At 49.5% G+C, this 26,380-nt stretch carries 24 protein-coding genes; 2 read left to right on the top strand and 22 right to left on the bottom strand.

The features are described from left to right. Nucleotides 1–87: 87 nt before the first annotated feature. The 10 genes from H1R82_RS07945 to H1R82_RS07900 all read right to left on the bottom strand — a co-directional run bounded on the left by H1R82_RS07945 (nt 88) and on the right by H1R82_RS07900 (nt 9,201). The gene (locus H1R82_RS07945; RefSeq protein WP_181731008.1) at nt 88–1,233 is read right to left on the bottom strand and encodes an acyl-CoA dehydrogenase family protein; all 1,146 of its coding nucleotides are present in this window, start codon (nt 1,231–1,233) and stop codon (nt 88–90) included. Nucleotides 1,234–1,295: 62 nt separating this feature from the next. After that, the gene (gene sfnG, locus H1R82_RS07940) at nt 1,296–2,372 is read right to left on the bottom strand and encodes a dimethylsulfone monooxygenase SfnG (protein ID WP_181731009.1); all 1,077 of its coding nucleotides are present in this window, start codon (nt 2,370–2,372) and stop codon (nt 1,296–1,298) included. 7 nt (nt 2,373–2,379) lie between these two features. After that, nucleotides 2,380–2,700, bottom strand: coding sequence for a hypothetical protein (locus H1R82_RS07935; protein ID WP_181731010.1), 321 nt, complete (start codon nt 2,698–2,700; stop codon nt 2,380–2,382). Continuing rightward, complete coding sequence (gene ssuE, locus H1R82_RS07930; protein ID WP_181731011.1) at nt 2,697–3,284, bottom strand: NADPH-dependent FMN reductase; 588 nt, start codon at nt 3,282–3,284, stop codon at nt 2,697–2,699. The genes H1R82_RS07935 and ssuE overlap by 4 nt, the downstream gene beginning before the upstream one ends. Before the next feature lie 290 nt (nt 3,285–3,574). Beyond that, nucleotides 3,575–4,489, bottom strand: coding sequence for a ribose ABC transporter substrate-binding protein RbsB (rbsB, locus tag H1R82_RS07925; protein WP_181731012.1), 915 nt, complete (start codon nt 4,487–4,489; stop codon nt 3,575–3,577). Nucleotides 4,490–4,503: 14 nt separating this feature from the next. Continuing rightward, nucleotides 4,504–5,448 carry an ABC transporter permease subunit gene (locus H1R82_RS07920; RefSeq protein WP_181731013.1) on the bottom strand — a complete coding sequence of 315 codons (945 nt, stop codon included), beginning with the start codon at nt 5,446–5,448 and terminating at the stop codon, nt 4,504–4,506. Then, entirely contained in the window at nt 5,432–6,931 is a 1,500-nt protein-coding gene (locus tag H1R82_RS07915; protein WP_181731014.1) for a sugar ABC transporter ATP-binding protein, read from the bottom strand. The genes H1R82_RS07920 and H1R82_RS07915 overlap by 17 nt, the downstream gene beginning before the upstream one ends. Nucleotides 6,932–6,947: 16 nt before the next feature. Beyond that, complete coding sequence (gene rbsD, locus H1R82_RS07910; RefSeq protein ID WP_181731015.1) at nt 6,948–7,340, bottom strand: D-ribose pyranase; 393 nt, start codon at nt 7,338–7,340, stop codon at nt 6,948–6,950. Then, nucleotides 7,337–8,221 (bottom strand): ribokinase, encoded by an 885-nt coding sequence (rbsK, locus tag H1R82_RS07905; protein ID WP_181731016.1) that lies wholly within the window; start codon nt 8,219–8,221, stop codon nt 7,337–7,339. The genes rbsD and rbsK overlap by 4 nt, the downstream gene beginning before the upstream one ends. Next, nucleotides 8,203–9,201 carry a LacI family DNA-binding transcriptional regulator gene (locus H1R82_RS07900; RefSeq protein WP_181731017.1) on the bottom strand — a complete coding sequence of 333 codons (999 nt, stop codon included), beginning with the start codon at nt 9,199–9,201 and terminating at the stop codon, nt 8,203–8,205. The genes rbsK and H1R82_RS07900 overlap by 19 nt, the downstream gene beginning before the upstream one ends. A gap of 290 nt (nt 9,202–9,491) precedes the next feature. On the opposite strand from H1R82_RS07900, the gene helD reads away from it, so the two are divergent. Next, nucleotides 9,492–11,852, top strand: coding sequence for an RNA polymerase recycling motor HelD (gene helD / locus H1R82_RS07895; protein ID WP_181731018.1), 2,361 nt, complete (start codon nt 9,492–9,494; stop codon nt 11,850–11,852). A gap of 32 nt (nt 11,853–11,884) precedes the next feature. Here the strand turns inward: helD and H1R82_RS07890 are convergent, their stop codons facing one another. Then, entirely contained in the window at nt 11,885–13,720 is a 1,836-nt protein-coding gene (locus H1R82_RS07890; RefSeq protein ID WP_181731019.1) for a monovalent cation:proton antiporter family protein, read from the bottom strand. Between the two features lie 265 nt (nt 13,721–13,985). Here H1R82_RS07890 and purU point away from each other — a divergent pair, with 265 nt between their 5' ends. Beyond that, complete coding sequence (purU, locus tag H1R82_RS07885) at nt 13,986–14,873, top strand: formyltetrahydrofolate deformylase (RefSeq protein WP_181731020.1); 888 nt, start codon at nt 13,986–13,988, stop codon at nt 14,871–14,873. 28 nt (nt 14,874–14,901) lie between these two features. Here purU and H1R82_RS07880 read toward each other — a convergent pair whose 3' ends face one another. The 11 genes from H1R82_RS07880 to alaS form a co-directional block, all read right to left on the bottom strand. Continuing rightward, nucleotides 14,902–16,080, bottom strand: coding sequence for an NRAMP family divalent metal transporter (locus tag H1R82_RS07880; protein ID WP_181731224.1), 1,179 nt, complete (start codon nt 16,078–16,080; stop codon nt 14,902–14,904). Between the two features lie 212 nt (nt 16,081–16,292). After that, complete coding sequence (locus H1R82_RS07875; protein WP_181731021.1) at nt 16,293–17,819, bottom strand: glycine betaine uptake BCCT transporter; 1,527 nt, start codon at nt 17,817–17,819, stop codon at nt 16,293–16,295. Between the two features lie 146 nt (nt 17,820–17,965). Beyond that, on the bottom strand, nt 17,966–18,244 hold the full coding sequence (locus H1R82_RS07870; RefSeq protein ID WP_037993247.1) for a hypothetical protein: 279 nt from the start codon (nt 18,242–18,244) through the stop codon (nt 17,966–17,968). A gap of 128 nt (nt 18,245–18,372) precedes the next feature. After that, nucleotides 18,373–18,699 (bottom strand): hypothetical protein, encoded by a 327-nt coding sequence (locus H1R82_RS07865; protein WP_181731022.1) that lies wholly within the window; start codon nt 18,697–18,699, stop codon nt 18,373–18,375. A 141-nt stretch (nt 18,700–18,840) separates the two neighbouring features. Continuing rightward, nucleotides 18,841–20,655 (bottom strand): peptidoglycan D,D-transpeptidase FtsI family protein, encoded by a 1,815-nt coding sequence (locus H1R82_RS07860; RefSeq protein ID WP_181731023.1) that lies wholly within the window; start codon nt 20,653–20,655, stop codon nt 18,841–18,843. A gap of 201 nt (nt 20,656–20,856) precedes the next feature. After that, a complete protein-coding gene (gene mltG / locus H1R82_RS07855; protein WP_181731024.1) occupies nt 20,857–21,930 on the bottom strand; it encodes an endolytic transglycosylase MltG in 1,074 nt (357 codons plus the stop codon). 105 nt (nt 21,931–22,035) lie between these two features. Then, entirely contained in the window at nt 22,036–22,332 is a 297-nt protein-coding gene (locus H1R82_RS07850) for a DUF1292 domain-containing protein (protein WP_181731025.1), read from the bottom strand. Next, nucleotides 22,322–22,648 (bottom strand): DUF1292 domain-containing protein, encoded by a 327-nt coding sequence (locus H1R82_RS07845; RefSeq protein WP_181731026.1) that lies wholly within the window; start codon nt 22,646–22,648, stop codon nt 22,322–22,324. Before H1R82_RS07845 ends, H1R82_RS07850 begins: the two co-directional genes overlap by 11 nt. Continuing rightward, on the bottom strand, nt 22,648–23,106 hold the full coding sequence (gene ruvX, locus H1R82_RS07840) for a Holliday junction resolvase RuvX (protein ID WP_181731027.1): 459 nt from the start codon (nt 23,104–23,106) through the stop codon (nt 22,648–22,650). Before ruvX ends, H1R82_RS07845 begins: the two co-directional genes overlap by 1 nt. 15 nt (nt 23,107–23,121) lie before the next feature. Continuing rightward, entirely contained in the window at nt 23,122–23,379 is a 258-nt protein-coding gene (locus H1R82_RS07835; RefSeq protein ID WP_181731028.1) for an IreB family regulatory phosphoprotein, read from the bottom strand. 89 nt (nt 23,380–23,468) lie between these two features. Next, nucleotides 23,469–26,096, bottom strand: a complete 2,628-nt coding sequence (gene alaS, locus H1R82_RS07830) for an alanine--tRNA ligase (protein WP_181731029.1) — start codon at nt 26,094–26,096, stop codon at nt 23,469–23,471. Between the last annotated feature and the right edge of the window lie 284 nt (nt 26,097–26,380).

Here is a 26,380-nt window from a genome sequence, read left to right as displayed (position 1 = left end):
TTCCGCCGACAAGAAAAAACAAAAGGCACTTTTCCCACAGCGGATGCCGCGAACAAAACACCTTCAGTGGTCTGATCAATTCACGGCTTATTCTCCTCCCTCATACCACAACTCCAAGGGCAAACCGAGCAGGGATTTTCCAATCCATTCGCGGGCAATATGATTGGACGGGCCCATGACAATGCCGGCGCGGGCATCCCGGAACAACCGCTCAATCACTCCTTTTTTATACCCGTAACCCCCGCTCACATTCATCGCCGCCTGGGTGGCTCTGCTTGCCACTTCCGCCGCATGGACTTTAAACTCCACCAGCGAGATCAAAAGCTCTGCTTGCGGCCGGTCTTCCGCCTGAAGCGCATCCAGCTCGCGGGCCAAATGATTTTGCCAATGTTTGAGGCTTTCAAGCAAGATTTTCACATTCGCCAATTCCTGCCGGATCACCTGATAATCAGCCAACCGCTTGTTAAAATCCCGATGGATGGTGCCTTTGGCATACCGGACGGTTTCTTCGAGTGCCGCTTCCGCCACCCCGACCCAAGCCGATCCCAAACCGATCAGGTAGACAGGCGACACACCGTTTTCAACGATTTCTTTTCCTTGTCCTTCTTCCCCCAAGCGGTCCCGGGCATGCACTCTTACGTTTTCATACCGAATGGGACCGCTGTGGTTTCCCCTGACTCCCAATGCAGCCCAATGCCCCGCTTGAATCCCCGGATTTTTCCCGTCGATGATGAAAAAACTGATGTCCGTCGGTTTGCGGGCGCCGGGGGACCTGGTTTGAAAAACATAAAAATCGGCTTGTCCGGCACTGGTCGTAAACGATTTTTCCGCATTCAAAATATATTCGTCGCCATCCCTTTCAGCCTCGCTCAAATTGAACCACCAATGGCCGCCGGTGGCTTTTTCGCTAGTGGAATAAGTTCCGATCAACCCGTGTTGAACCGGTTTGAGCCAACGACGCTTTTGATCGTCATTTCCATACAGGTGAATCGTTTGCGCAGCGCCCACATGCATCACGTAAACCAGTGCGGTGGAAGCGCACCCTTTGGCAATTTCCGCGGCGGCGATGGAAAAGGCCACATGGTTCAGGCCCAATCCGCCCCATTTTTCAGGGATGAGCACCCCGTTCCACCCGTGTTTGGCCAACGCTTGCAAATTCTCCCTCGGAAACACGCCTTCCCGGTCAATTTGTTCCGCCCGCGGTTTCACCACGGTTTCCACAATCTCCCGCACTTCCTCCCGGTATCTTTTTCATCGGCCGCCTTGCCCATGTTTCACTCTCCCCCTTTAGGTGATCAGTCTGTCACCGGTTGTTCCAACAGCCGTTCTTTTTCGCGCACCAGCGGAATCACTTTTTCACCGAATAACGCCAAATCTTCCTCATAATGCAAAAATCCGGTCAAGATCAGGTTCACCCCGGCTTTTTTCAACGCAATGATCCGGTCGGCCACCTGCTCGGGCGTTCCGATCAATCCCGTCTTAAACCCGTCATTATACTGAACCAGATCCTCAAAACCGGAATTTGCCCACATCCCCTCTCTTTCGGGAGACGCCTTGCCGGCGAAACGGACCTGATCCCGGAACCCTTCCACCACTTTCGGATCGGCATGGGCCACGATCTCACGCAGCACTTGCTTTGCTTCTTCTTCGGTATCCCGGACGATGACAAACCCGTTCACGCCGAATTGAACCTTCCTCCCTTCCAAGGCGGCTAATTCCTTCACTTCATCAATCTGTTTCCGGATCCCCTCCAGGGTGTTCCCGTTCATGAAATACCAATCGGAAACCCGCGCCGCCATTTGCTTGGCCGCTTTGGAATTCCCCCCTTGAAAAACGGGCGGCAAAGTGGCGGGCTTGGGTTTGAGCGGCGCTTGCCAAATGCGGTAAAAAGCTCCCGTGAAGGTGGTTTCTTCCTGCGTCCACATGCTTCGGAGCACCCTGATGAACTCTTCGGACCGGCGATACCGCTCATCATGGTCCAGCCAGGGTTGCCCGTATTTGTGGAATTCATCTTTAAACCATCCGCTGACAATGTTCACCGCGGCCCGCCCGTTGCTGATCTGATCCAGGGTTGCGATCATCTTCGCCACCACGCCCGGGTGCCACAAGCCCGGCAGAATGGCCGTAATGAGCCGGATCTTTTGGGTGACGGCCGCCAATGCCGCCGCCAACGTGATCGCCTCCAATTGATTCTCCGCACCATAGCTGCCCACAAAACGGGTTTGCAGCAACGCATATTCAAATCCGGCCTGCTCGGCAATGCGGGCGTACCGGGCATTGGCTTCAAAAGACCAATCCGTTTTTTGCGGGATGTCGGAAATCACCAAGCCGCCGCTTACATTGGGAACCCAGTAAGCAAACTTTAATGCCATCGCTTCTTCACCTCATCTCAACAAATTGGAACGAATCGCGAAGATATTGATGGAGTGTGGCCATCAGCATGCCCTTTCCGAATTTGACCCGGTCCTTCTCCCGGCATTTTCCGGATTGATAAACCTCGTCCAAAAACGAGACGATGGTTTTCCGGCGGGTCGCGATATCTTTCAAACCAAACCGGTACAGCGCATCATCAATCGTATTGTAAATGCCCCGGTTGATGCCGTATTGCCGGCGGCACCAGGCGGCAAACCGGTAATCCGGTTGATGCACGAGTGGCGGGCCGACGGGCACCGAGGGAGTTTTGGCAGATGGTAATTTCAATTTCCCGCGGCCCTCCTGTTCACTCCGGGCAAAAGGCGGTTTTTCTTGCCTGAATGCCACAAGACCTCTTCGATCAATTCCCGGAGTGCATCATTTAACCGCTGTTTCACTTCCTCTTCCAACACCAATTGCCCTCGTCTGTCTCGTTGCACCTGGGAGTCGATGACGTAAACGCCGCCCAAAATGTGCCTCGCTCCCAATACGGACAACACCGGTTTCAAAGCATAATCGATGGCCAATAAATGGTTGATGGTCCCACCGATAAAAACGGGAAGAATGATTTTTCCATGAAGCCCTTTTTGCGGCAACAAATCAAGATAGGTCTTGAGAATGCCGGTATAGGAAGCTTTATAAACCGGACTGGCGATGAGGACGGCATCCGCGTTTTCCACTTGGCGGTTGGCCTCTTGAATGGCTGGATGTTCAAAATCGGCCGTAATGAGCGCCTCCGCCGGCAGATCCGAAACGTGGATCCCCCCGACGTTCAACCCTCTTTCCTGCAAAAGGGGCCGGGCATGTTCAAGAATCCCGTTCAGCCTTGACGTTCTTGACGGACTTCCGGAGAGAATCAACACATCAGGCATAAAGCATCTCCTCTCTGTGGCATGGAATAAAAAAGGACACCCCGCCTGCGAGTACCCTCGCAAGCAAAGGTGCCTTCAGTTGACTGATCGGCAATGGAAACCCTGATATACACTCACAATTCCGATTTGATTACTCAAATTTAATATAGCACACCCTTCGGCGAAAGTAAAGAGAATATGAATCACATTTCCGCTTGGACCCGGACAAAAGAAAACCGCCTCCCCCTGAGGCGGTTCATCCGGTTCCACCGCTTTCCGGTCTATCCGGTTGAGCGGCTTTTCCAATGCTTCTATTGGACCAGTTTCAAAGGAACAGAAATTTTCTTTTCCACCTTTTCTCCTTTCAATATTTTCGAAGCCACCACCACCGCTTCTTTTCCGATCAATTCGGGCTGTTGGGCGATGGTGGCACCGAGTCTTCCGTCTTGGACCGCTTTGATGGCATCTTCATTACCGTCAAAACCGACCACCAAAATGTCCCTTCCCGAACTGTTGATGGCTTCAATGGCTCCCAGCGCCATTTCGTCATTTTGGGCGAACACGGCATCAATCTCTTTATGGCCCTGCAGCAGGTTTTCCATGACGTTTAATCCCTGGGTGCGGTCGAAGTTGGCCGTTTGCCGGGCAATCACATTCAAATTTTGGTCTGCGACGGAACGGAACCCTTGTCCCCGTTCACGCGCTGCCGATGCTCCCGGTGTCCCTTGCAATTCGACGACTTTAGCATCTTTTCCCAGCTGATCAATGATAAATTCCGCCGCCATTTTTCCTCCTTCGATATTGTCAGAGGCAATAAAGGACGCCACCTCTCCCTGATCGGCCGTCCGGTCCAGCGTGATGACCGGAATGCCAATGTGGTTGGCACTTTGCACGGCCGTCGACACAGCGGAAGAATCAGTCGGGTTGATCAAGAGAATATCCACGCCTTGTTGAATCAAATCCTCAATGTCATTGATTTGTTTGGCGGTGTCATCTTGTGCATCGACGGTGATCACTTCCATGTTTTTGCTTTTCGCTTCCTTTAAGACGCCCTCTTTCAAAGAGACAAAAAACGGGTTGTCCAATGTGGAAACGCTCAAACCGATTTTCACGTCGGCCAGATCTTTCTTTTTGGCAGGTTTGGCCCATTCCGGCGGTTCCAAGGAACAAGCCGATAAAACGAAAATGACAGAACACATCAACAGAAGATGAACCAGCTTCTTCATCACCGACACCCTCCTCATGATTTTTTCCGGTCAATCAAAACGGCAATCAAAATGACAATTCCTTTGACCACTTGTTGGTAGAAGGAAGAAACCCCCAGCAAATTGAGGCCGTTGTTCAAAGTCCCGATGATGAGGGCCCCCACCAACGTCCCGAAAATTCTTCCTTTCCCGCCGGCCAGACTGGTTCCGCCCAAAACCACCGCGGCAATGGCATCCATTTCGTAAGCCGTGCCGGCCGTCGGCTGAGCGGAATTCAAGCGGGAAGTCAGGATGGCTCCGGATATCGCCGCCATCATTCCGGCCAAGCTGTAAATCAAGCATTTCACCCGGTCCACTTTAATGCCGGAAACAAACGCCGCCGTTTCGTTCCCGCCGATGGCATATGTTTTTCTTCCAAATGACGTTTTGTGAAGGATAAACCACAGGATGATAAACGTGATCAGCATGGTGACGGCCGGAACCGGGATGCCGAAGAAATAGCCGCGGCCGAACAATTGAAAACTGTAGTGATCCCCCAAACCGGTAATCGGATTTCCGTTGGTGTAAACCAAGGTCAATCCCCGGTAAATGGTCATGGTGGCCAGCGTGGCAATAAAAGGCGCCACTTTTCCTTTGGTGATCAAAAGTCCGTTGACTGCTCCCATCAAAGCCCCGAGAAGCGCAGTGATGCATATGGACAGGATCGGGTCCAAACCGGATACGATCATGCCCGCCATCAACGCACTGGACAAAGCCAGGATGGAACCGACCGATAAATCAATACCGCCGGTTAAAATGACAAACGTCATACCAAAAGCAATGAGTGCATTAATCGAAATTTGTCTGAGCAAATTCAATAAGTTCAGCGGTTCGATAAATGACGGGTTTAAAACGGCAACCACCGCAAACAACAAAACAAACGCCAAAAAAGGACCCAATTTTTGCATGATGCCGGCACTTTTTTTACCGATCTGTTCCATGTTGATCCCCCCCTGTTGCCAAGACCATGATTTTTTCCTGCGTGGCTTCTTCGCGTCTTAGTTCCCCGGCCAGTTTGCCCTCGTGAATGACCAGAATCCGGTCGCTCATTCCCAAAACTTCCGGCAACTCGGAAGAGATCATCACAATGGCCATCCCTCTGTCCGTAAGTTCATTCATGAGGTGGTAAATCTCTTTTTTCGCCCCGACATCAATTCCGCGCGTCGGTTCATCCAGGATGAGCACTTTCGGAGCCGTCCCGATCCATTTGGCAAGAACCACTTTCTGCTGATTTCCCCCGGACAGGTTTCCGGTAAGTTCATCCACCGACGTGGTTTTCACTTTCAGGCGCTCCACCATCATTTGCACAAACATCTCTTCGTCTTTGGTTTTCATCCATCCATGGGGTGCAAAGCTTTTCAGATTGGCCAGGCTCATGTTTTCCCTGATCGAAAAATCCAGCAGCAACCCCTCATCCTTGCGGTTTTCCGTAATAAAACCGATGCCTTGGGAAACGGCATCACCGGGATGCTTGATGCGGACCTGTTGGCCGTCGATCCAAATTTCGCCTTCATCATACAAGTCGATCCCGAAAATCGCCCTCATGATCTCCGTCCTTCCCGATCCCATCAGACCGGCAATCCCCAAGATTTCACCGGAACGCACCGAAAAGCTGATGTCCCTGAACACATCCGGTCGCGTGAGATTTCGCACTTCCAGGACGACTTTCCCTGGTCTGGCCTTTCTTTCCGGAAACCATTCATCCAACTCCCGGCCCACCATTTTTTTCACGACTTCTTGCGGGTCGGTCTCTTGCACCGGCTTGGTGTCGATCGTTTTCCCGTCCCTCATCACCGTGATCCGGTCGCAGATGGTGAAAATCTCCTCCATGCGGTGAGAAATATACACAATGGAAACCCCGTCTTCTTTCAACGACCGCATCACCTGAAACAAGGACTCGATTTCCCGGTCCGTCAATGCCGATGTCGGCTCATCCATGATGATAACTTCGGCATCGGTCAGCAAAGCTTTGGCAATTTCAATCATTTGTTGCTCCCCGACCGAACATGTTCCGGCCTCCCGGTGAAAAGGAAGCGAGATTCCCAAACGGTCAAACACCTTTTTTGCCAGCGCTTTCATTTCTTCTGTTTTCAAAATCCCCAGCTTGTTGGTGATTTCTCTGCCGATGAACAAATTTTCCAAAACGGTCATGTCCGGCCAGATATTTAGTTCCTGATGAATAAAAGCAATCCCGTCATCTTCGGCTTCCTTGGGATTTTGGTACTGTTTTTCAACGCCGTTGATCAGGATGCGGCCTTGGTCTTGCTTGTGAAGCCCCGTTAAAACATTCATCAGGGTCGATTTGCCGGCTCCGTTTTCCCCCATCAAGGCATGTACTTCTCCCGGAAGGAGGGTGAAACGGACTCCTTCCAGGACTTTGTTGGCGCCAAAGGATTTATAGATATCGAGCATTTCAATTTGCATCATGCATCCCCCCTTGTCAGAAAAAGACCCCTGCCTGCAAAATGCAATTGGAATAAGGCGTGGCTTCCCCTGTCCGGATGACGGCTTTGGCCTGCCTTGTCATCTGCTTGAATTCTTCATGTGGAACATAACTGATTTGATCCGGAAATTCCCGGGCCAAAAACGCATGTTGCTTTGCATTTCCGGCCACGATTTCTTCTGCGGCGATCACTTTCTCCACCACCATGTCCTCGTGAACCGCTTTCACGACGGCTTCAAATGACGGATTACCCACCGTGACGGCCAGATCAATTTTGGGAACGCCGGCGGGCACCGGCAGTCCCGCATCGGCAATCACAATTTGATCTGTATGCCCCAAATCGGACAAAACCTTGGAAATGGCGCTGTTGATGATTCCGTTTTTTTTCATCCTTCCCGACTCCTTTTCACTTCTTCTGCCGTCGGCATCCCGCCCTGAGCACCAAATTTCGTCACAGACAAAGCGGCGGTATGGTTGGCGAATTCAAGCGCTTCATAAACGGATTTTCCATTGGCAATTTGAACGGCGAATGCGGCGTTAAAGGTATCCCCGGCACCGGTTGTATCCACCACCGGCACGCTGATTCCCGGAACCAGCCATTCTTTCTCTCCGTCAAAAAAGCGGGCCCCTTCTTTGCCTTCCGTGATGATCAATTTGTTCGGATATCTTTTTAACACTTCGGAACGGTCTTCCCCGTCAAACAAGAGCTTGAATTCATGTTCATTGGGGGTGATGAACGAAGCCCTCTCAATCAATTCCCGGCTGATGGGCCGTGCCGGTGCGGGATTGAGCAGCAGCGGAACCCCCAGCTTGTCGCAAAGCTCCGCCGCAAATTCCACCGTCTCCATCGGAATTTCCAACTGAACCAGCACGATGTCCGCTTCACGAATCGCCGCTTCGGCTTTTTTCACATATTCCGGTGTGGTATGGTCATTGGCCCCTTTGACAACGACAATGCTGTTATCCCCTTCCGCCAAAGTGATATGTGCCGTCCCCGACCGGGTATGTGTAACCGGTTCCATATATTTCGTATTGACCCCGTTGGCTTTCAAATTCTCCAGGATGATCTCGCCGAAGTTGTCGTCCCCGACCCGCCCGATCATGGTCACATCGGCTCCGAGCCTTGCCGCGGCCACCGCCTGGTTGGCTCCCTTTCCGCCGGGAACGGTTTCAAATGAATTCCCCAATACCGTTTCGCCGGCCTGCGGACGCTTGTCCGCACTCACCACCAAGTCAATGGATGAACTGCCGATCACTGCAATTTTTGCCACGTTCCATCCCCTGCCTTTCTGGTTGTCTCTCTTTCCACAAAAGATACAGGCAAAATGATTTGCTTTTTCCGGATATCCGTTTGGCGGATTCTCTCCAACAACAATCGGGCCGCTTCCTTTCCCATTTCATAAGCGGGCTGTTGAATGGTGGATAAAGCGGGAAACAGAAACTTGCTCATCGGAATGTCATCAAAACCGATGATTTGTATCTCCTCCGGAATCTTCCTGCCCCGGAGCAACGCCTCCCGCAAAACAGCCGAGGCCACAATGTCATTGACGGCGATCACCCCGTCAGTGTCCGGATACAATTCAAACAGTTTCCCGGCGGTTTCCAAAGCCCCGTCAAAAGAAAAGGAAGTGTTTAACACCTGAAACTGCACTTGGGATTTCCCGAGCACTTCCAGCGCCGCAAAAAACCTTTCATACGCCGTCCGCACGTGTTTCGGGCCCCGAAGCAGCGTGATATTGCGGCTGCCCCTGTCCAGCAGGATTTGCGCGGCCAGCCGCCCTCCTTCCTTTTGATCCGAACATACAAACGGAAAGTCATGATGAATCCGGTCCAGCAAGACAACGGGAATGTTTAATTTTTCCCATTGTGAAATTTCTTCACTGCTGGTGCTGATCACGCCCAGTACGTTATGTTGGGTGAACGTTTCAATATATCGGACTTCCTTTTCTGCGTCCTCATCGCTGTTTCCGATAATCAAGCGGTATCCGTTTTGTTGCAGAACATCTTCAACCCCCCGGGCAATTTCCGGAAAAAAGGGGTTGGTGATATCCGGGATGATCAGCCCGATCAGCTTCGACTTTTGGAAATAAAGAGAACGGGCCACTTCATTCGGCAAATAATTCAATTTCGAAATGGCGGCTTCCACCAATTTTCTGGTCTCCTCCTGAACATACCCGTTCCGGTTGATCACCCGGGAAACGGTCGCTACCGACACCCCCGCTTCTTTCGCCACATCTTTGATCGTCGCCATTTCTCCCACCATTTTTCATAATGTGTAACCGTTTACATCATTATGTCACAAAAATGTTTAATTCACAAGATGAATGTTTTTCTGTTCAACTTAAAAAACAAACCAAAAAGCCGGCTTTTTTCGTCAGCCGGCCGTTATCGCCAAAATTTTCCATTTGCAATCCAAAAAAGAACCCGGTAAAATGAATTTTACCCTCATGCGCATTATATTTAAAATAACAAAAATACTCCATATTAATTATAAAACATAAACCCATCCCTTGTCAATCTTTTTTTGAAAGGAGCGGAAGCATGGAAAATTCCAAACGGGTTTGGCAGGAGGAGCAAGAACGTGTCGACCGGGTGATCGATGAAATCGACGGACGCCTTTCTTCGCTTGAACAGCAAGCAAGCGAAGTCAAATCAGACATTGTGGATATACGCAAAAACTTTTGGGATGATGTGCGGATCAATTTTGCCGACGAGGTCGAAACCACCGAAACCGTGGTCAGCATCAAGCAACAAGCCGAAGTTTTGGCGGAACGGGAGCGCCGCCACCGAACCGCGCAAAAACAAGTGCAGGTCTTAAAGAAAATGAAATCCTCCCCCTACTTCGGGCGGATTGATTTTACCGAACACGGGGAAGAAAAAGAGTCGATCTATCTGGGAATCGCCTCGCTGGTCGATGAGCAAAAGAATGAGTTTCTCATTTATGACTGGCGCGCCCCCGTCTGCAGCCTGTACTATGATTACCCGCCGGGTCCGGCCCGGTATGAGACGCCGGGCGGAACGGTCGAAGGAGTCATCGGTCTGAAACGCCAATTCCTGATAAAAAACGGAATCATTGAAAGCTTGTTTGACACCGGGATCACCATTGGCGATCAACTGTTGCAGGAAGTGCTCGGAAAAAGATCCGACTCCCAAATGAAAAACATCGTGGCCACCATTCAACGGGAACAAAACCGCATCATCCGCAATGAAAAAAGCCGGTTGGTCATCGTCCAGGGGGCGGCCGGAAGCGGAAAAACGTCGGCCGCTTTGCAACGGGTCGCCTATCTCCTTTACCGGTACCGGAATTCATTGAAAGCCGAAAATATCCTATTGTTTTCCCCCAATCCGATGTTTAACCGTTATGTCTCCACGGTTCTTCCGGAACTCGGGGAGGAAAACATGCAACAAACCACTTTTCAGGAGCTGTTGGAACATCAATTAAAAAATCTCTTGAAAGTGGAAGATCCGTTTTTACAAATCGAATATACCTTGACGGCCCATCAGGAAGACGGGTATGAGGCAAGGATTGCCGGCATCCGCTACAAAGCCTCCCGGGCATACATCCGGTTTCTGGACCGTTATCTGTCTTATCTCGGACAACATGGGGCGTTAATCTTCCGGGACATTCCGTTCCGGGGCGGCACGCTCATTCCGGCCGGGGAAATCAAAGCCCATTTTGCTTCCCTGGATTCGTCCATTCCGCTCACCCACCGGATATCCCTGGTCAAAGACCGGCTGATGGCAGAATTGAAGAAACGGGCCCGGGAAGAAGTCAAAAAAGACTGGGTGGATGAAGAAATCCAGTGGATGAATCCGGCCGATTACATCCGCGCAGACCAAGCACTGCAAAAAGACAAACATTTCACTTCCGATACCTTTGACGATCTTGAAAGGGAACGGCATTGGCTGGCCAAAAAAGTGGTCCAAAAACACATCAAACCAGCTGTCCGTATGGTCAAAAAACTCCGGTTTCTGGACATTCCGGCCATCTACCGGCAACTGTTTGCCGATCCAAACCTGGCCCCAGATGCCCTCGGAGTCACGGACCTGCCGGAAACCTGGCCGGACATCTGCCGGCAAACGGTTGCCAAACTGGAGAAAAAGGAGCTTTTTTACGAAGACGCCACTCCCCTGCTCTATTTGAAAACCAGGCTCGAAGGATTGGAAACCAACCGGTCCATCCGCCATGTTTTTATTGATGAAGCGCAGGATTACTCGCCTTTTCAGTTTTTCTTTCTCAAGCGCTTGTTTCCGCGCAGCAAGATGACGATCCTCGGCGATTTCAACCAGGCTGTCTTTTCTCACACCCCGGTTCATCACAATATGGCCGAGTTGTCCTCGCTGTACGGAAAAGAGCAAACCGAATTGGTTGAATTGAAACGAAGTTACCGGTCCACCTTTCCGATCATCGAATTCACCCGCCACCTGGCGGAAAACAAAGAGGCCATCGAACCCTTTGAACGCCCGGGACTCAAACCGACCGTGACCGAAGTGCAAAACCGGAAGGAACTTCACAGCCGGATTCTCCGCCGCATCGAAATGTTGCAAAAAGACGGGCATGAAACGATTGCCGTCATATGCAAAACGGCCGCGGAAAGCCAAAAGGTTTTTGAGGCATTAAACAAAGCAACTGCCGGACCGGTGCAACGGATCACGAAAGAATCCGTCGAATTTCGCCCGGGCATCCTGGTCATTCCGGTTTATCTCGCCAAAGGCATTGAATTTGATGCCGTGATTCTTTATGACGCTTCCGGGAATCAATATCACCGGGAAAACGAGCGGAAATTATTGTACACCGCCTGCACCCGTGCCATGCATGCTTTGCACCTTTACTGCCTCGGCCAAATGAGTCCGTTTATTAAAGCAGCCCCCCGGAACACCTATATTTTGGAACATCAGTAAACAAAAAAGAGCGGGAACATACCGCTCTTTTTTTATTGCAGCATTTCTCTCAACCGGTGAATGTGATCGGGGCTTCCGCTGATAATGAGGCGGTCCCCGACTTCCAGCACGGTGTCCCCGTGAGGAAGGATGGCTTCATTTCCCCGCAGGATGCGGATAATCAACGTATCCCCCCAAAAAGTCAGGTCCCGGACCCGGGCCAAATGGTAACGGTGGTTCAACAGTTTCACTTCCATCAAATTTCCGTTATCATGATTCACCAGTTTAAACAAGCCCGGATGTTCAATCAAAATCTTGGTCAATGTTTGATTGGCAAAGAAGGTGGAGATAAGCTGGATTCCCAGATTGTTTAACGACTGCTGCAACTCTTTGCTTTCCACCCGGGCAATGATCCGTTCAACGCCTTGTTTCTTCGCCGCTTTGGCCAAATCCACGTTCCTTTCGTCATGTGGCGTGAACAAAACCATGATGTCGCATGAAAATCCGTTTTCCTTTTGCAGGTATTCCTCTTCGACCACCGGCAATTGAATGATCGGAAACGGACGCTGTTCTTCTTCCAGATTCGATTTATCCGCTCCATAAACCTTGACTTCATACCCGTCCCGGTGCAGATCCTGCGCCAGGGTCAACGTCGCGGCATTGATCCCCACCAGGGATACGGACGGGCGTTCCACCTCATCGGTGACATCCGGCAACAATTGTTGGAATATAATCGGCGGAATGATCACGGTGATGGACGCGGCCAAAATCAACGCCGTGTTCATGGTGTTGTTGATGATTCCGAGATCCATCCCGACCGCCGCGGCGGCAATGACCAAACTGATGGTGGATGTCAACAAAATCCCCGAACTGACGGACTCGCGCCAGGAAAACCACTTGCGGAAAATCAACACCAAAAGTCCTTTGGATAAGATAAAGGCAAGCAAAATGAGCGGAAACATGATCAAAGCGCGGGTATCTTGCACCAGCGAAACCAGGTCCAGTTTGGCACCCACCATCACAAAGAAAATCGGGATTAAAAAGCCAAACCCGAATGCATTCAATTGACTGACAAAATCTTCCCGCGGCCCCAACAGCGACACAATAACGCCCGCCAAAAAGGCTCCCAAAATATTTTCCGCCCCGACCGTTTCCGATAACGCGACAAAAAACATAATCAAGGCAAAGACGCCGCGTGTACCGATGGAAATCGTCTCTTTGGAGATGGATTCGGTCAGCCGGATGGGCTTTAATGCCTGGATAATGCGGTACACCGCAAAGAAAATCACAAAAAACAACAATAACAGCAGCACGCTGAAAAATCCTTTTTCCGACTTCAGTGCCGCATAAACCGCCAACAAAATCATGGTGATAAAGTCCGCAAACACCGCTGTCACCAGGATCGATTGTCCGAGCGGTTTTTTATTGATCCCTTTATCCTTCACCACCGGCAAGGTGACACTCAAAGAGATGGTGGAAATGATCAAAGTGATAAAGTAAGGATCTTTGATCAAGCCCGCAACATTAAAGATCCAACTGATCACAAAAGACAAAAGAAGAATGCTTATAAAACTGACCAGCCCGATCATGAGCGGATTTTCCCGGTTCTCTTTCTGTCCGCTTGTTTTCCCCGTGTTTAAAATCATATTAAAGTCAATTTCCAGTCCGCTTAAAAACATTAAAAAGATAATGCCAAGCGTGGATAACATTTCCAGCCAGGTGTCCTCAACCACCCATCCCAAGCCGCTTTTTCCCAGGATCAAACCCACCATGATTTCTGCGACTACGGCCGGAATTGCGTTCCATTTCAAGCGGTGCAATAAGATCGGAATCAAAAATGCGACGATGACCACAACCATGACTGAAATCAATGAATGATCCACTTCCATATTTTGTCCCCCCATCCATCACGGGTTTCAATTTCTAACTATAGACCCTGCCGGAACCTGAGAAGTTGCAAAGCACTTTCTTGCCCATCATAATGGTCTTTGAGATCCGTGACAAGTGCCGGTCCGTATAATTTTTATTTTGTTTCCGGCCGGCGAAGGTGAACCGATGTCCAATGCCATCTTTTTCATGATGATTGCAATTGCTTTCACAAACGTACTATAGTAGGTAAAGAATGAGTACGGAGCACCAAAGGAGAGAAAAAGGATGAATCAAACGTCGAACAAAACAGCGGACAATAGGAACCAAGGGGCCCTGATCGTCTCCTGCCCCGAAAAACAAGGAATCATTGCTGCAATTACGCATTTCCTTTATGAAAACGGAGCCAATATCTTGCACTCCGATCAATTTTCAACCAATCCGGAAAGCGGACAATTTTTTATGCGGGTCCAGTTTCAGATGGACAACCTGACCGGACGGCTCGCTGAACTCCGGCAACAATTTTCCTTGATTGCAGAGCCGTTTCGGATGGAATGGAAAATCACGCATCCGTCCGAAAGAAAAAGACTGGCGGTCTTCGTCTCGAAAGAAGACCACTGTCTGCGGGAACTGTTGTGGCGTTGGAGCATCAAAGAATTGAATGCCGATATTGTCATGGTGGTTTCCAATCACCCGGACATGGAACATCTGGTTACACCGCACAACATTCCTTATTATCATGTCCCGGTGACCAAAGAAAACCGTGAAGAAGCCGCAGACATCCATCTGGAACTGCTTGAAAAACACCAAGTGGATACTCTTATCCTTGCTCGTTATATGCAAATTATGCCTGGTAAAATCATCGACCGTTATCCGAATCAGATCATCAACATCCATCACTCGTTTTTGCCCGCTTTTATCGGGGGAAAACCGTATCACCAAGCGTTCAACCGCGGAGTGAAGCTCATCGGGGCCACCGCGCACTATGTCACGGAAGATTTGGATGAAGGCCCCATTATCGAACAAGATGTCAGCCGTGTCAATCACCGCCATCATGTCGCCGATTTAAAACGGATCGGCCGCGATCTGGAGCGGATCGTTCTGGCAAAGGCCGTCCAATGGCACATCAATGACCAGATTATCGTTCACAATCACAAAACCATTGTGTTTGAATAAAAAATCCCCTTGCCGGGGATTTTTTGCTTTATGCCCACAACTTCGGCAACTCTTCCACACTGACCACCACTCCCATGGCGGTCATGATCACGGCAACCAGGACACCAAACACCGTCAGCCAAAGCGGATGTCTGTATTCACCGACAATCTCCTTCCGGCGGGCGGCAAGCAGGATGATCGCCAGGGAAAGCGGCAGGATAAAACCGTTCAACGTCCCCACCAAAATCAATGTTTTCACCGGTTTTCCCACCACCACAAAAACCGCTGTGGACAACAAGATGAAACAAACGGTCCACCACCGGTGATGACGGTCGATCTTTTCATGCCAAGTGCGAATAAAGGAGACGGAAGTATACGCCGCTCCCACCACCGACGTAATGGCTGCCGCCCACATGACCAACCCGAACAATTGATAGCCCGTCTTTCCCGCGGCCAGCTGAAACACCGAAGCCGCCGGATTGCTTTCGCTCAAAGTCCCCCCCGCGGATACCACGCCCAATGTCGCCAAAAACAAGACCAAACGCATGACCGATGTGATAATGATTCCGGAAACCGAACTCCGGTTGGTTTCCGGCAATGCCTCCATTCCTTTCAATCCGGCATCCAAAAGGCGGTGCCCTCCCGCAAAGGTAATATATCCGCCAACCGATCCGCCGACCACGGTCACAATGGCCATAAAAAATGCATTCCACTTCCCGACGGGCACATCGGGGACCAACGAGCGCACCACGGCTTCACCCAGGGGAGGATGCGAATCCACCGCCACCCAGATGGTCAGCCCGATCATCACAAATCCCAACAGCACGGCAAACCGGTCCATCACTTTCCCGGCTTCTTTGGACAAAAAAATCATCACGGCAATCAATCCGCTGATGACCGCTCCCCATACCGCATCGACACCAAACAACACTTCAAACCCCAATCCGGCACCAGCCACATTGCCAATGTTAAAAGCCAATCCTCCCGACACCACCAAAAACGACAAAACATGACCGAGCCCCGGCCAGACTGCATGGGCAATATCCTGCGCCCGCCTCTTCGATACAACAATAAGCCGCCAAATATTTAATTGGGCTCCGATGTCAAGCAGAACGGACGCCAAGATCACAAAACCGAAACTGGCGCCAAATTGGGCCGTGAATACGGAAGTTTGTGTCAAAAATCCGGGCCCGACAGCGGAAGTGGCCATTAAAAATGCGGCTCCCATCAAAGATAACCAAACTTTTTTCTGCACCGTACCAACCGCCTTTAATTGGAATGAATAAAAAAAGATTCCGTTTTTTAACAATATATTTTCAATTCATTCTGTTTCTTTTTCATCCTAACATATTTCCGTTGTTATCAACCACACGCCTCCTGTTTTAAAAAACCACTTCTGAAAGATCATTCAGAAGTGGTTTTCATGTCAAGCCGTGCTGCTCACGCCGATTCCGGCCCTTTCGCGGTTCCCGTTCTTCTTCTTTTGGGCACTTCCTTGCGGAATGCCTTCAACAAGGAACCCGCCACGCCAATCAGGATAAAAGCAAATGGAAAAGCGGCAATAATCGATGCCATTTGCAATCCTTCCAATCCGCCGGAGTAAAGCAGGATCAAAGCCGAAGCGGAAATGATGAGTCCCCAAATCCATTTGATGGTGTTGGAAGGGTTTAAACTCCCGTCCGTTGTCTGCATTCCCAGCACAAACGTTGCCGAGTCGGCAGAAGTAATGAAAAACGTACTGATCAAAATCACGGCAAGTACAATCATGATTCCGCTCAACGGCAAATGGGAAAGCATCGAGAACAGAGCCACTTCGGTTCCTTGCTCGCTCATCTGTTCAAACAGCGGAATACCGTCCGACATTTCCATGTGAAGTCCGGTTCCCCCGAAAACGCTGAACCAAAATGCCCCGAAAAGGGTGGGCACCAAGAGAACACCGATCACAAATTCCCGCACTGTGCGCCCTTTTGAAATGCGGGCAATAAACGTTCCGACAAACGGAGCCCAAGCAATCCACCATGCCCAGTAAAAGATCGTCCAACTTTGAATCCATTCATTGGCCTGCGGATTAAACGGTCCCAAATAAAAACTCATCCGGGGCAACTCCTGGATATAGGCTCCCAGCGTGGAAGTGAACAAGTTCATGATAAACTTGGTCGGTCCCGTGAACAAAACAAAAAACATCAACAATACCGCAATCAGAATATTGATATTGCTCAAGTACTTAATCCCTTTATTCAATCCGGTGGTGGCCGAGAGAATAAACAAGCCGGTCACAATCACAATGGCAATGAATTGGGTGAGGATGTTATTTTCTAGCGGCGTCACAAAAGAAAGCCCCCCGCCGATCTGAATGGCCCCCAATCCCAAGGAAGTGGCCACACCGAACACCGTGGCATAAACGGAAATGATATCGATCGTTTTCCCGATCGGTCCCTTCACTTTCTCTTTCAACAGCGGATAAAAGGTGTGACTGATCAATCCCGGAGCATCTTTGCGAAAGTTTGCATAGGCAAGTGCCAATCCCAAAAGGGCATAAATTCCCCATGGATGCAATCCCCAATGGAAGAAGGAATAACGCATCGCATCATTGGCGGCGGTACCGGAACCCGGTTGCGCAAAGATCGGCTGATACAGATGGGACAAAGGCTCGGCTGTTCCCCAAAAGACCAGCCCGATCCCCATTCCGGCACTGAATAACATGGCAAACCATGAAAGGGTGCCGAATTCGGGACGATCGGTATCTTTTCCGAGGCGAATGTTTCCATAGCGGCTGAAAATGAGGAATAAACAAAAGATCAAAAAGGCCGTGGTGGAAAACAAATAGAACCAACCAAACTTATCCTGCAAAAAAGTCTGGATCCAGTTCATGACCGACTGAATATGTTTCGGGGCGACAACCCCCCACAAAATAAAAGCAAAAGAAATCATGACTGAAATAATGAAGACGTTAGTAAATTTTTTCATGCTTCAATCCTTCCTATTTACAGACTGGTAAAGATGCTCCGTTTCATAATTTAGATATATTCCCCGGTTTTTCTGTTTTTAAACCGCGTTTTTTCAAAGAGAATAAAAAAAGGATTGAGGAATCTGTTTCCCCAATCCTCTCAAGATCAGTATTCTCCCAAATCAATCAAATCATTCATTTCCTGATATTGGTTTTGCATGCGCTTTTTGATATTCACTTCCCAATGCTGGGACAAAAAGCGGGCAGCTTCGTCCAAATCACTGAAAACCTTGCGCTCTCCCTGATAAATCACCATCCAACCTTCGTCCAAACCTTTGAACACTCTTTCCACTTCAATCTTATGTTCATCCTTCGACGTCGAAAAATAAGTCGATTCCCCGACTTTCAAGTTTTTTAAAATGTTTTTCACTTCTTGTTCCTTCATCATCTTTCTCCCTTTAGCATATGCACCAATCATCTTCATTCATGTACATCATAACATGCTGCGGCATCCAATATAAAAGCGCCATCTGAAGAGTATGAAAATCAGAGGCGCTGATTTACTGAATCCATTTAACGAGAAAATGGATATTGATTGGGAGCTACAAAGGTATTGGGACCATGGTATTGATTGGGAGAAGCGTACTGGCCCTGCGGCGGCTGATATTGGTTCCCGCCCGGAGGCATCGGCAATGCCTTTTGATGGGACTGCTGTTGATCTTGGGAATTCTCCTCCAAATCCTCCATCCCAAACTCTTCCAAAACGCGGCGCACCAATTTTAACTCGTCATTGACCATTTCATCCTGATCTTTTGATTTGAGCAAAAGATTTTGATATTGCAAGAGAGCTTCTTCAATTAAATCAAGTTCGGCCTTTGATAAATTAACGGTGATTTTCATGATTTCTACTCCTTTATTTAAAACCTACAATACTACTAATATCATAATCGGATAGGAATCACAAAACAACCAGAAGAACATCTTGTGAAACCAATAACTTTCACATCGCCCGCGGAAATAATTATTCTTTTTTCCGCATTTTTATGGATTCCTTCCCTCTTTTGCCCGTTTTTTTTCCAATTCAGCCAAATTGTTCATCACTTTTTCAAAGATTTTTACCGCCCTTTGATCACCGGCATCGTCCACCGAACGCAACAACACGGCCACCGCATAACGCGGTTTTTCCACGGGGCCGAAACCGATCATCCATTTGTTGTACCTGTCTTTGTCCACCCCGATCTGAGCCGTTCCCGTCTTGCCCGCCAGGGACCAGGTTGCATTTTTAAGCGATGAAGCCGTGCCGTCTGTGACGACTTGGCGCATCAGCGTTTTGACGGATGCGGCGGTTTCCGGCTTGAGCGGCTTGGCCCCTTCGATGGTCTGCTCCTGAAAGCGAAATAACGTGCGCCCTTCTGCATCTTTGATTTCCTTGACCAGACGCGGTTCCATGGTTTTTCCCTGATGGAAAACCGAAGTGATCATATTGGTTGCCTGAACCGGAGTCATCCGGACATCGCGCTGCCCGATCCCGGTTTGCACCAAAACCCCTCCATCTTTTTTATTCGTGGAATCTGCAAAAATCAGTCCCGTTTGCTCTTCTTCCAACTGCGCAAACGACGGGTCGTGAAACACTTTACCGTTCCAGATTACTTTTTGCCCAAGTCCCAGACGCTTCGCATATTCCTCCAGTTTTTCAGGGCCGAGCGTTTTGGCCACGGTGCCAAACACAATGTTGCAGGAGTGGGCATAAGCTTCGGCAAACGTAATTTTGCCGTGCCCTTTGGGATCATTGTCCCGCAAATGGTAAGCATCCAATTTTCCTTTGCAATGGAAGGTGGTGTCCGGGCGGACCAACCCCTGATCCAACGCCGCCACCGCGACCACGGTCTTAAAGATCGATCCGGGCGTTGCCTCCATCACAGCCCGGTTTTCCCAATGATTTTCCCCTTCCTTTTCCGAATTTCCTTTCGGCCGGCTGGCCATCGCCAGGATATCCCCGGAAGAGATCTCCTGAATCACCACCGAACCGTCCTCCACGCTTTCCTCTTGCAACAGGTTTTCCGCCATTTGCTGAATCTCTTTGTCCAATGTGGTGACAAGGGTTTTGGGCCGCTCCTCGGATCCGCGTTGAATATCTTTTCGTTTCATTTGCACCCCGTTTAACGGTTTTCCCGTCCGTGCCTTGGTATAAATTAAAAGATGCTCTTCTTCTCCGTGCAAAAATGGTTCAAAAGCTTGTTCAAGCCCGGAGATGCCAATGAATGATTCGGGATGCCAATTTCCGTTTTTGGCTTGCTCCTGATACCGGTTTTTCAAAAGGAGCGGACTGCGGGCAATCTGTCCGATCACTTGTTCCGCCACTTGATTTAAGGTCATGCGCTGGTCCGATTGCACCACCATCACCCCCGGGATGTTCATCGCTTCGATCCTCTTCCGTTCCAAGGGGGACAGGGTGATTTCTTCCCCGCGAATGCCGGACAAGATCACGGGAGACTTCAGATGCAACAACTGGCGCCGGAATGCCTCATACGGATAATGGATCCATTCGGAAATCTGTTTGAATTGCTCCTTCCGCAACTCCAGCTGTTCTTCACTTTGCGGAAAAACCAGCAAATGCCAATCGTTTCCTCCGACCAACGTTTCTTGATGTCGATCCAAAATGTCCCCGCGGCCGCTTTGAATTACAATTTCACTGTTTTGCCGCGTTTGGGCCATGGTGACCAAATCCACTTGTTTATTTACAATCTCAAAAGACCGTGCCGAGGCGATCTGAATCATGTACAACCGGACCAAAATCACGGCAAACATGGACAAAAACAACAAACTGACTGTGATGCTTCGCCAATTTCGTTTCATCAAGACACCCCACTTCTTTCTTCAGCTTCGACAGGTTGAAAGCGGGGTATACTTCTTATATCAAAGCAACTTTTCATACAAAAAAAGAAAATAAACCATGATTCATTTCAAGCAAATCACTTCTGTTCAGCATTCCTTTTCAGAAACTTCGTTTTTGGCCCGAAAAAAAAGCTCTTGCATTGTTGCAAGAGCTTTCTCCGGTTAATTTTTCTGTTCCCTTTGCGCTTGATTGGCGTTACTCATTTTGATGTATTGATTATGCTGCTCATACGTCTCGGCAAAGTAATGTTCGCCGCTTCCGTCTCCCTTGGTGACATAATACTGGTAGGAATGCCGTTCGGGTTCCAAAGCGGCACGCAACGCTTCTTCCCCCGGATTGGCAATCGGCCCCGGCGGCAAACCTTTGACTTGATATGTATTATACGGGTGCTTTTTGTATTTTAACTGGTGAAAAGGAATATTCTTCCACTCTTCCTTCAACTGCGTCACATACAAAAAAGTGGCGTCTATTCTCAGTTTCTGATTATCGGTGCTGTGCAGCCGGTTATAAATCACACCGGTTATGCGCGGATATTCCTGCTTTGCCTTTCCTTCCCTTTCCACCAGCGACGCAATCGTCACCAGCTTATCCAACGTCATGCCTTTTTCCGGTTCGTTTTGATTGAGCCGGTCACGAATTTTCAGTTTTTCGACACGCTGTGCAAACTGGCCCAGCATGATGTTGATGATTTCCTCTTCCGAAGCCGTTTTTGGAAAGTCATAGGTGCTGGGGAACAAATATCCCTCCAATTTAAACGGTCGGTCGGGATTTTGGGGAATATTCACTTCAAAATTATATTTTGGTTTTTTACTATTCAATAAAGCTAGAAACTTTTCTTTGTCAAAATCCTCTTTTTCCTTTTCCAGGCGATTGGCGATTTTGATGGCATCCCATCCCTCGGGAATGGTCACCGTCACGACATTTTCTTCGCCTTTAGAAAATTTTTCTAATATTTGATCAATGTCCTCATCAGGCTCAATCAGGTAATTCCCGGCTTGCAGATTGGTCTTTTGCTTGAGAAAGACATAGAGACCAAAACAATAGGACCGGCGAATGATTTGCTTCTCCTCCAAAATCTTGCCGACTTGCTTCAATGATGTATTTTTAGGGATTTCCACCGCCACTGGTTCGGTTCGTTCCGGTGAGCCCAAAGTGAAATCCATAAAGAAGTAACCTAGAATCCCCCAACCGGCCAGCAGCGCAATGGTAAAGAAGATGCGCCAAAACCATTTCATGAGACGTGGACTCCTTTTTCTGATTAAATCTCTTCTTTATTACTAGAAACCCTTCTCTATGTTAGCACAGTTTATCAAAAAGAAAACGGGGTTATCCCCCCGTTTTTACTGAAAGTCATGAAAATATAACATTTCGTCAACGGCATCGGCAATATTTTCCCACTCTTGTTCATCCTCAATTTCTTCGATGCGCCCTTGATTGACATGGAACAAGTGCAGATCATCCGGATGATCGCCGTCTTTTTGCAACAAAGCATAGTGCTGTCCGTTCACTTCGACTTCATGGACAATCCGGTATGGGGTGCCGGCCGGTTCGACACCGGAAACCATGTGATCCGGATATTGCTGACGCAAGATATTCACTTCTCTTGCTCCGTGGACCGACAAGTTGTTATTGTTCATTTTCCTCACTTTCCTCTTCCCATTCACTCACCAGTGTGTTAAACACTTCTTCCACCATATCCCATTCTTCTTCATTTTCTTCTTCAATCATTTCCAGATTCAAATTGCCGTCCTCTTCGGTGTAGCGAAAAGCCATCACTTCCTGATAAGGCTCTTGTTCCTCCGGCTCCCCGCCTTGCTCCCCGTCGACCGGCGTGACAAACATATAGCTTTTGCCTGTTTCATCATGATCAAACGTATATAAGATCTCAAACTTTTCCTCTTTCCCGTCTTCCGTCGGAATGATCAAGTATTCCGGTTCATGTTGATGTGCCATTATGATTGCCTCCTCTTTGCATCCAGATATCCTTGCAAAATCCATGTCGCAGCCAATTGGTCAACCACCTTTTTCCGTTTGCGGCGGGAAAGATCGGCATCAATCAAGGTGCGCTCTGCCGCTGCTGTTGACAAGCGTTCATCCCACAAATGCACAGGATATCCATATCGCTTTTTTAATTCTTCAGCCAGTTGCCGGCTCAACTCCCCGCGGGGACCGACAGTCCCGTTCATGTTGCGGGGGAAGCCGACAACCAGCTCTTTTATTTGATATTGTTCCACAAGTTGGTCCAATTCTTGCAACCAGTTACTGTTTTTGCGGTCAATGACTTTGACGCCTTGAGCGGTCAGCCCCAATGCATCGCTGACCGCCACACCGATTCTCCGGTCTCCGGCGTCCAGTCCCAGAATCCGGGGAAAATCATCTATGTGCTTTGAAGAGAATTCATCCAAATCCATTTTCCGATACCTTTCTTATTGATTCTTCCTTTCCACACCCAGATAGTGTTTGACGAGTTCTTCGATAATTTCATCCCGTTCCATTTTCCGGATCATGGCACGGGCATTTTTATGGCGCGGAATATAAGCCGGATCTCCTGAAATAAGATAGCCCACAATTTGGTTGATCGGATTGTAACCTTTTTCCTTCAAGGCCTCATAAACGTGGAACAACAAATCCTTAGGGTCGATCTCATTTCCACCTTTGAAATTAAACTTCATCGTTTCATCCATGGATGATCTCACACCCCTCTCTTAGGAAGATCCGCACTTTACTCCTTCGCCTTTTGCACCGGATTATCCTTTGTTTTTAACAGGACATTTCAGGACAGTTGCCGGCGGATCCACTCACTGACTCCGGCCAATGCAGCCGGCAATTGTTCCGGTTTCTTGCCGCCGGCTTGCGCCATGTCCGGACGGCCGCCACCGCCTCCGCCGCATTGAACAGCCACTTCTTTCACCAATTTTCCGGCGTGCAACCCTTCCTTCACATATTTTGGGGAGACCGAGGCCACGATGGACACTTTTCCGTTGGAAGCCGCGCCCAGCACGATAACGCCTTCTTCCAGATGCTTGCGCAAATCGTCCATCAACGAGCGCAACGGTTCCATGCCGCCGGCTTGCACTTGGGTGGCGAGCACCGGCACTCCGGACACATCCTGCACCTGATTCAGCAATTTGGCAGCCTGAGCCTGATTTAACTTGGCCGTGAGGGATTCGTTCTCCCTTTCCAGCTCTTTCTGGCGGTTTTGCAATTGTTCAATCCGTTCCGGAATATCTTGCGCTTTACTTTTCAATTGCCGGGCAGCCTGGTTGAGCCATCCGATCTGCTCTTCCACAAATGCATAAGCATGGCGCCCGGTCACCGCCTCAATCCGGCGGGTTCCGGAACCGATCCCGCTTTCCCCGGTAATTTTAAAAAGGCCGATTTCACCTGTGAATTTCACATGGGTTCCGCCGCAAAGCTCCAAGCTGTAGTCGTCAATTTTAACGACCCGCACGATGCTGCCGTATTTTTCGCCAAACAAAGCCATGGCTCCCATCGCTTTGGCCTCATCCAGCGGCTTGATCATGATTTCCACCTTATTATTAGCCCAAATCTGTTCGTTTACACGCCGTTCCACTTCTTTGATTTCCTCTTCAGACATCGCGCCGATGTGCGTGAAATCGAAGCGGAGGCGATCCGGTGCAACCAAAGATCCGGCTTGGTTCACATGTTCGCCCAAGACGTCTTTTAAGGCTTGGTGCAACAAGTGGGTGGCCGTATGGTTTTTCACCGTGTCCTGGCGCAAATCGCGAAGAATGGCGGCTTTGACCGTTTCTCCTTCGCTGATCGTCCCTTTTTCAACTTGAACGGCGTGGACATGCTCACCACGCGGTCCTTTTTGCACATCCAGCACGGTCAGTTCCGCCTTCCCGGACAAAATGACGCCCCGGTCGGCGACCTGCCCGCCGCTTTCCGCATAAAACGGGGTTTCTTTCAGGATCAAAAACCCTTTTTGCCCTTCCGTCAATTCGCGAACCCGTTCTTCTTCATGAATCAACACGGAAACGGTGGTCTCGCATTCGGTTTTTTCGTAACCAACAAACTCCGTTTCCACTTGCAATTCCGAAAGAACACCGCCTTGCACCTGCATGCTGTCCGCATCTTCCCTCGCCGAACGGGCCCGTTCCCGCTGTTTCTTCATTTCTTCGTCAAACCCTTGACGGTCGACGGAAACCCCTTGCTCGCGGGCAATCTCTTCAGTCAAATCAAAAGGAAAACCATAGGTGTCATACAACTTGAATGCTTCTTGTCCGGAGATTTCTTGTTTTCCTTCAGTTTTTGCTTTATCCAAGACCTTTTCAAGAATATGCAAGCCTTCGGTCAATGTTTCCAGGAATTTTTCTTCCTCACTCCGGATAACCCGTTGAATGAAATCTTGTTTTTGCAGCGGTTCCGGATAGTAATCTTTCATGATCTCCGCCACAATCGGGGTCAATTCATAAAGGAACGGCCGTTTGATCCCCAGCTTCCGCCCGTAACGGACGGCCCGGCGCAACAAGCGGCGCAAAACATAGCCGCGGCCCTCATTGGAAGGAAGCGCTCCGTCCCCCACGGCAAAAACAATGGTCCGCACATGATCGGCAATCACTTTCAACGCGACATCGGTTTCCTCTTTTTCCCCGTAGGCCACTCCCGCTTTCTCACAGGTTGCCTGGATGATCGGCTGGAACAAATCCGTGTCATAGTTGGTCGGAACATCCTGCATCACGGAAGCCATCCGTTCCAACCCCATGCCGGTATCAATGTTCTTTTTGGGCAGGGGCGTGTAAGTCCCGTCCGGATTGTGGTTGTATTGGGAAAACACGAGGTTCCAGATTTCCAGATACCGTTCGTTTTCGCCGCCGGGGTAACACTCCGGGTCCGAGGGATCACAAAGATGTTCCCCGCGGTCATAGAAAATCTCGGTATTGGGGCCGCTCGGTCCTTCGCCGATATCCCAGAAATTCTCTTCCAGGCGGATGATCCGCTCATCGGGCAAGCCGACTTTCTCTTTCCACAACCGGTACGCTTCCTCATCTTCCGGGTGTATGGTGACGGATAATTTTTCCGGATCCAGCCCCATCCATTTGGGATCGGTCAGGAATTCCCAAGCCCACCCGATCGCTTCTTCTTTAAAGTAATCCCCGACCGAGAAGTTCCCCAACATCTCAAAAAACGTATGATGGCGGGCCGTATATCCGACATTTTCAATGTCATTGGTGCGGATCGCTTTTTGCGAATTCACGATCCGCGGATTTTCCGGTTTCACCCGGCCGTCAAAATACTTTTTCAACGTGGCCACCCCGCTGTTGATCCACAACAAAGAAGGATCATCCACAGGGACAAGCGAAGCACTGGGTTCGATTTTGTGCCCTTTTTCCGCAAAGAATTCAAGATATTTCCGGCGAATTTCACTTGCTTTCATCATCACTTACCTCCTTTTTCCAATAAAAAACCTCCCCGTCCACGCTCAGGGACGAGAAGGCTGTTCTCGCGGTACCACCCTTATTACCGTCAAATCCCGGCCCTTTGGAAGCCGGGTATGTAACACGGTCACCTCATTCAAGGATAACGGCAGATTCTGCCGGCAGGGATTAGCTGCATTCCGGAACTGGCCGTGGATCGATCGGTTCCGGAAAAGCCTCTCAGCCCGCGGGCTTTTCTCTCTGGCGGGGATTCAATCCACTCGGTTCCTTCATCATGTTTCAC

The organism is Thermoactinomyces intermedius (genome assembly GCF_013912365.1).
Classification (GTDB): Bacteria; Bacillota; Bacilli; order Thermoactinomycetales; family Thermoactinomycetaceae; genus Thermoactinomyces; species Thermoactinomyces intermedius.
Note: the sequence above shows the minus strand (reverse complement) of the source record. Positions and strands in the feature narration are given on the sequence as shown.

What these genes read in the sequence shown, in the direction of transcription:
- helD (WP_181731018.1), top strand. Translation starts at nt 9,492, where the DNA reads ATGGAAAATTCCAAACGGGTTTGGCAGGAGGAGCAAGAACGTGTCGAC.
- alaS (WP_181731029.1), bottom strand. Translation starts at nt 26,096, where the DNA reads ATGAAAGCAAGTGAAATTCGCCGGAAATATCTTGAATTCTTTGCGGAA.
- ssuE (WP_181731011.1), bottom strand. Translation starts at nt 3,284, where the DNA reads ATGCCTGATGTGTTGATTCTCTCCGGAAGTCCGTCAAGAACGTCAAGG.
- H1R82_RS07875 (WP_181731021.1), bottom strand. Translation starts at nt 17,819, where the DNA reads ATGAAAAAATTTACTAACGTCTTCATTATTTCAGTCATGATTTCTTTT.
- H1R82_RS07890 (WP_181731019.1), bottom strand. Translation starts at nt 13,720, where the DNA reads ATGGAAGTGGATCATTCATTGATTTCAGTCATGGTTGTGGTCATCGTC.
- H1R82_RS07870 (WP_037993247.1), bottom strand. Translation starts at nt 18,244, where the DNA reads ATGAAGGAACAAGAAGTGAAAAACATTTTAAAAAACTTGAAAGTCGGG.
- H1R82_RS07880 (WP_181731224.1), bottom strand. Translation starts at nt 16,080, where the DNA reads ATGGGAGCCGCATTTTTAATGGCCACTTCCGCTGTCGGGCCCGGATTT.
- sfnG (WP_181731009.1), bottom strand. Translation starts at nt 2,372, where the DNA reads ATGGCATTAAAGTTTGCTTACTGGGTTCCCAATGTAAGCGGCGGCTTG.
- H1R82_RS07850 (WP_181731025.1), bottom strand. Translation starts at nt 22,332, where the DNA reads ATGAACAATAACAACTTGTCGGTCCACGGAGCAAGAGAAGTGAATATC.
- purU (WP_181731020.1), top strand. Translation starts at nt 13,986, where the DNA reads ATGAATCAAACGTCGAACAAAACAGCGGACAATAGGAACCAAGGGGCC.
- mltG (WP_181731024.1), bottom strand. Translation starts at nt 21,930, where the DNA reads ATGAAATGGTTTTGGCGCATCTTCTTTACCATTGCGCTGCTGGCCGGT.
- H1R82_RS07865 (WP_181731022.1), bottom strand. Translation starts at nt 18,699, where the DNA reads ATGAAAATCACCGTTAATTTATCAAAGGCCGAACTTGATTTAATTGAA.
- rbsB (WP_181731012.1), bottom strand. Translation starts at nt 4,489, where the DNA reads ATGAAGAAGCTGGTTCATCTTCTGTTGATGTGTTCTGTCATTTTCGTT.
- H1R82_RS07915 (WP_181731014.1), bottom strand. Translation starts at nt 6,931, where the DNA reads ATGCAAATTGAAATGCTCGATATCTATAAATCCTTTGGCGCCAACAAA.
- H1R82_RS07835 (WP_181731028.1), bottom strand. Translation starts at nt 23,379, where the DNA reads ATGGATGAAACGATGAAGTTTAATTTCAAAGGTGGAAATGAGATCGAC.
- H1R82_RS07920 (WP_181731013.1), bottom strand. Translation starts at nt 5,448, where the DNA reads ATGGAACAGATCGGTAAAAAAAGTGCCGGCATCATGCAAAAATTGGGT.
- H1R82_RS07900 (WP_181731017.1), bottom strand. Translation starts at nt 9,201, where the DNA reads ATGGCGACGATCAAAGATGTGGCGAAAGAAGCGGGGGTGTCGGTAGCG.
- H1R82_RS07860 (WP_181731023.1), bottom strand. Translation starts at nt 20,655, where the DNA reads ATGAAACGAAATTGGCGAAGCATCACAGTCAGTTTGTTGTTTTTGTCC.
- ruvX (WP_181731027.1), bottom strand. Translation starts at nt 23,106, where the DNA reads ATGGATTTGGATGAATTCTCTTCAAAGCACATAGATGATTTTCCCCGG.
- rbsD (WP_181731015.1), bottom strand. Translation starts at nt 7,340, where the DNA reads ATGAAAAAAAACGGAATCATCAACAGCGCCATTTCCAAGGTTTTGTCC.
- H1R82_RS07845 (WP_181731026.1), bottom strand. Translation starts at nt 22,648, where the DNA reads ATGGCACATCAACATGAACCGGAATACTTGATCATTCCGACGGAAGAC.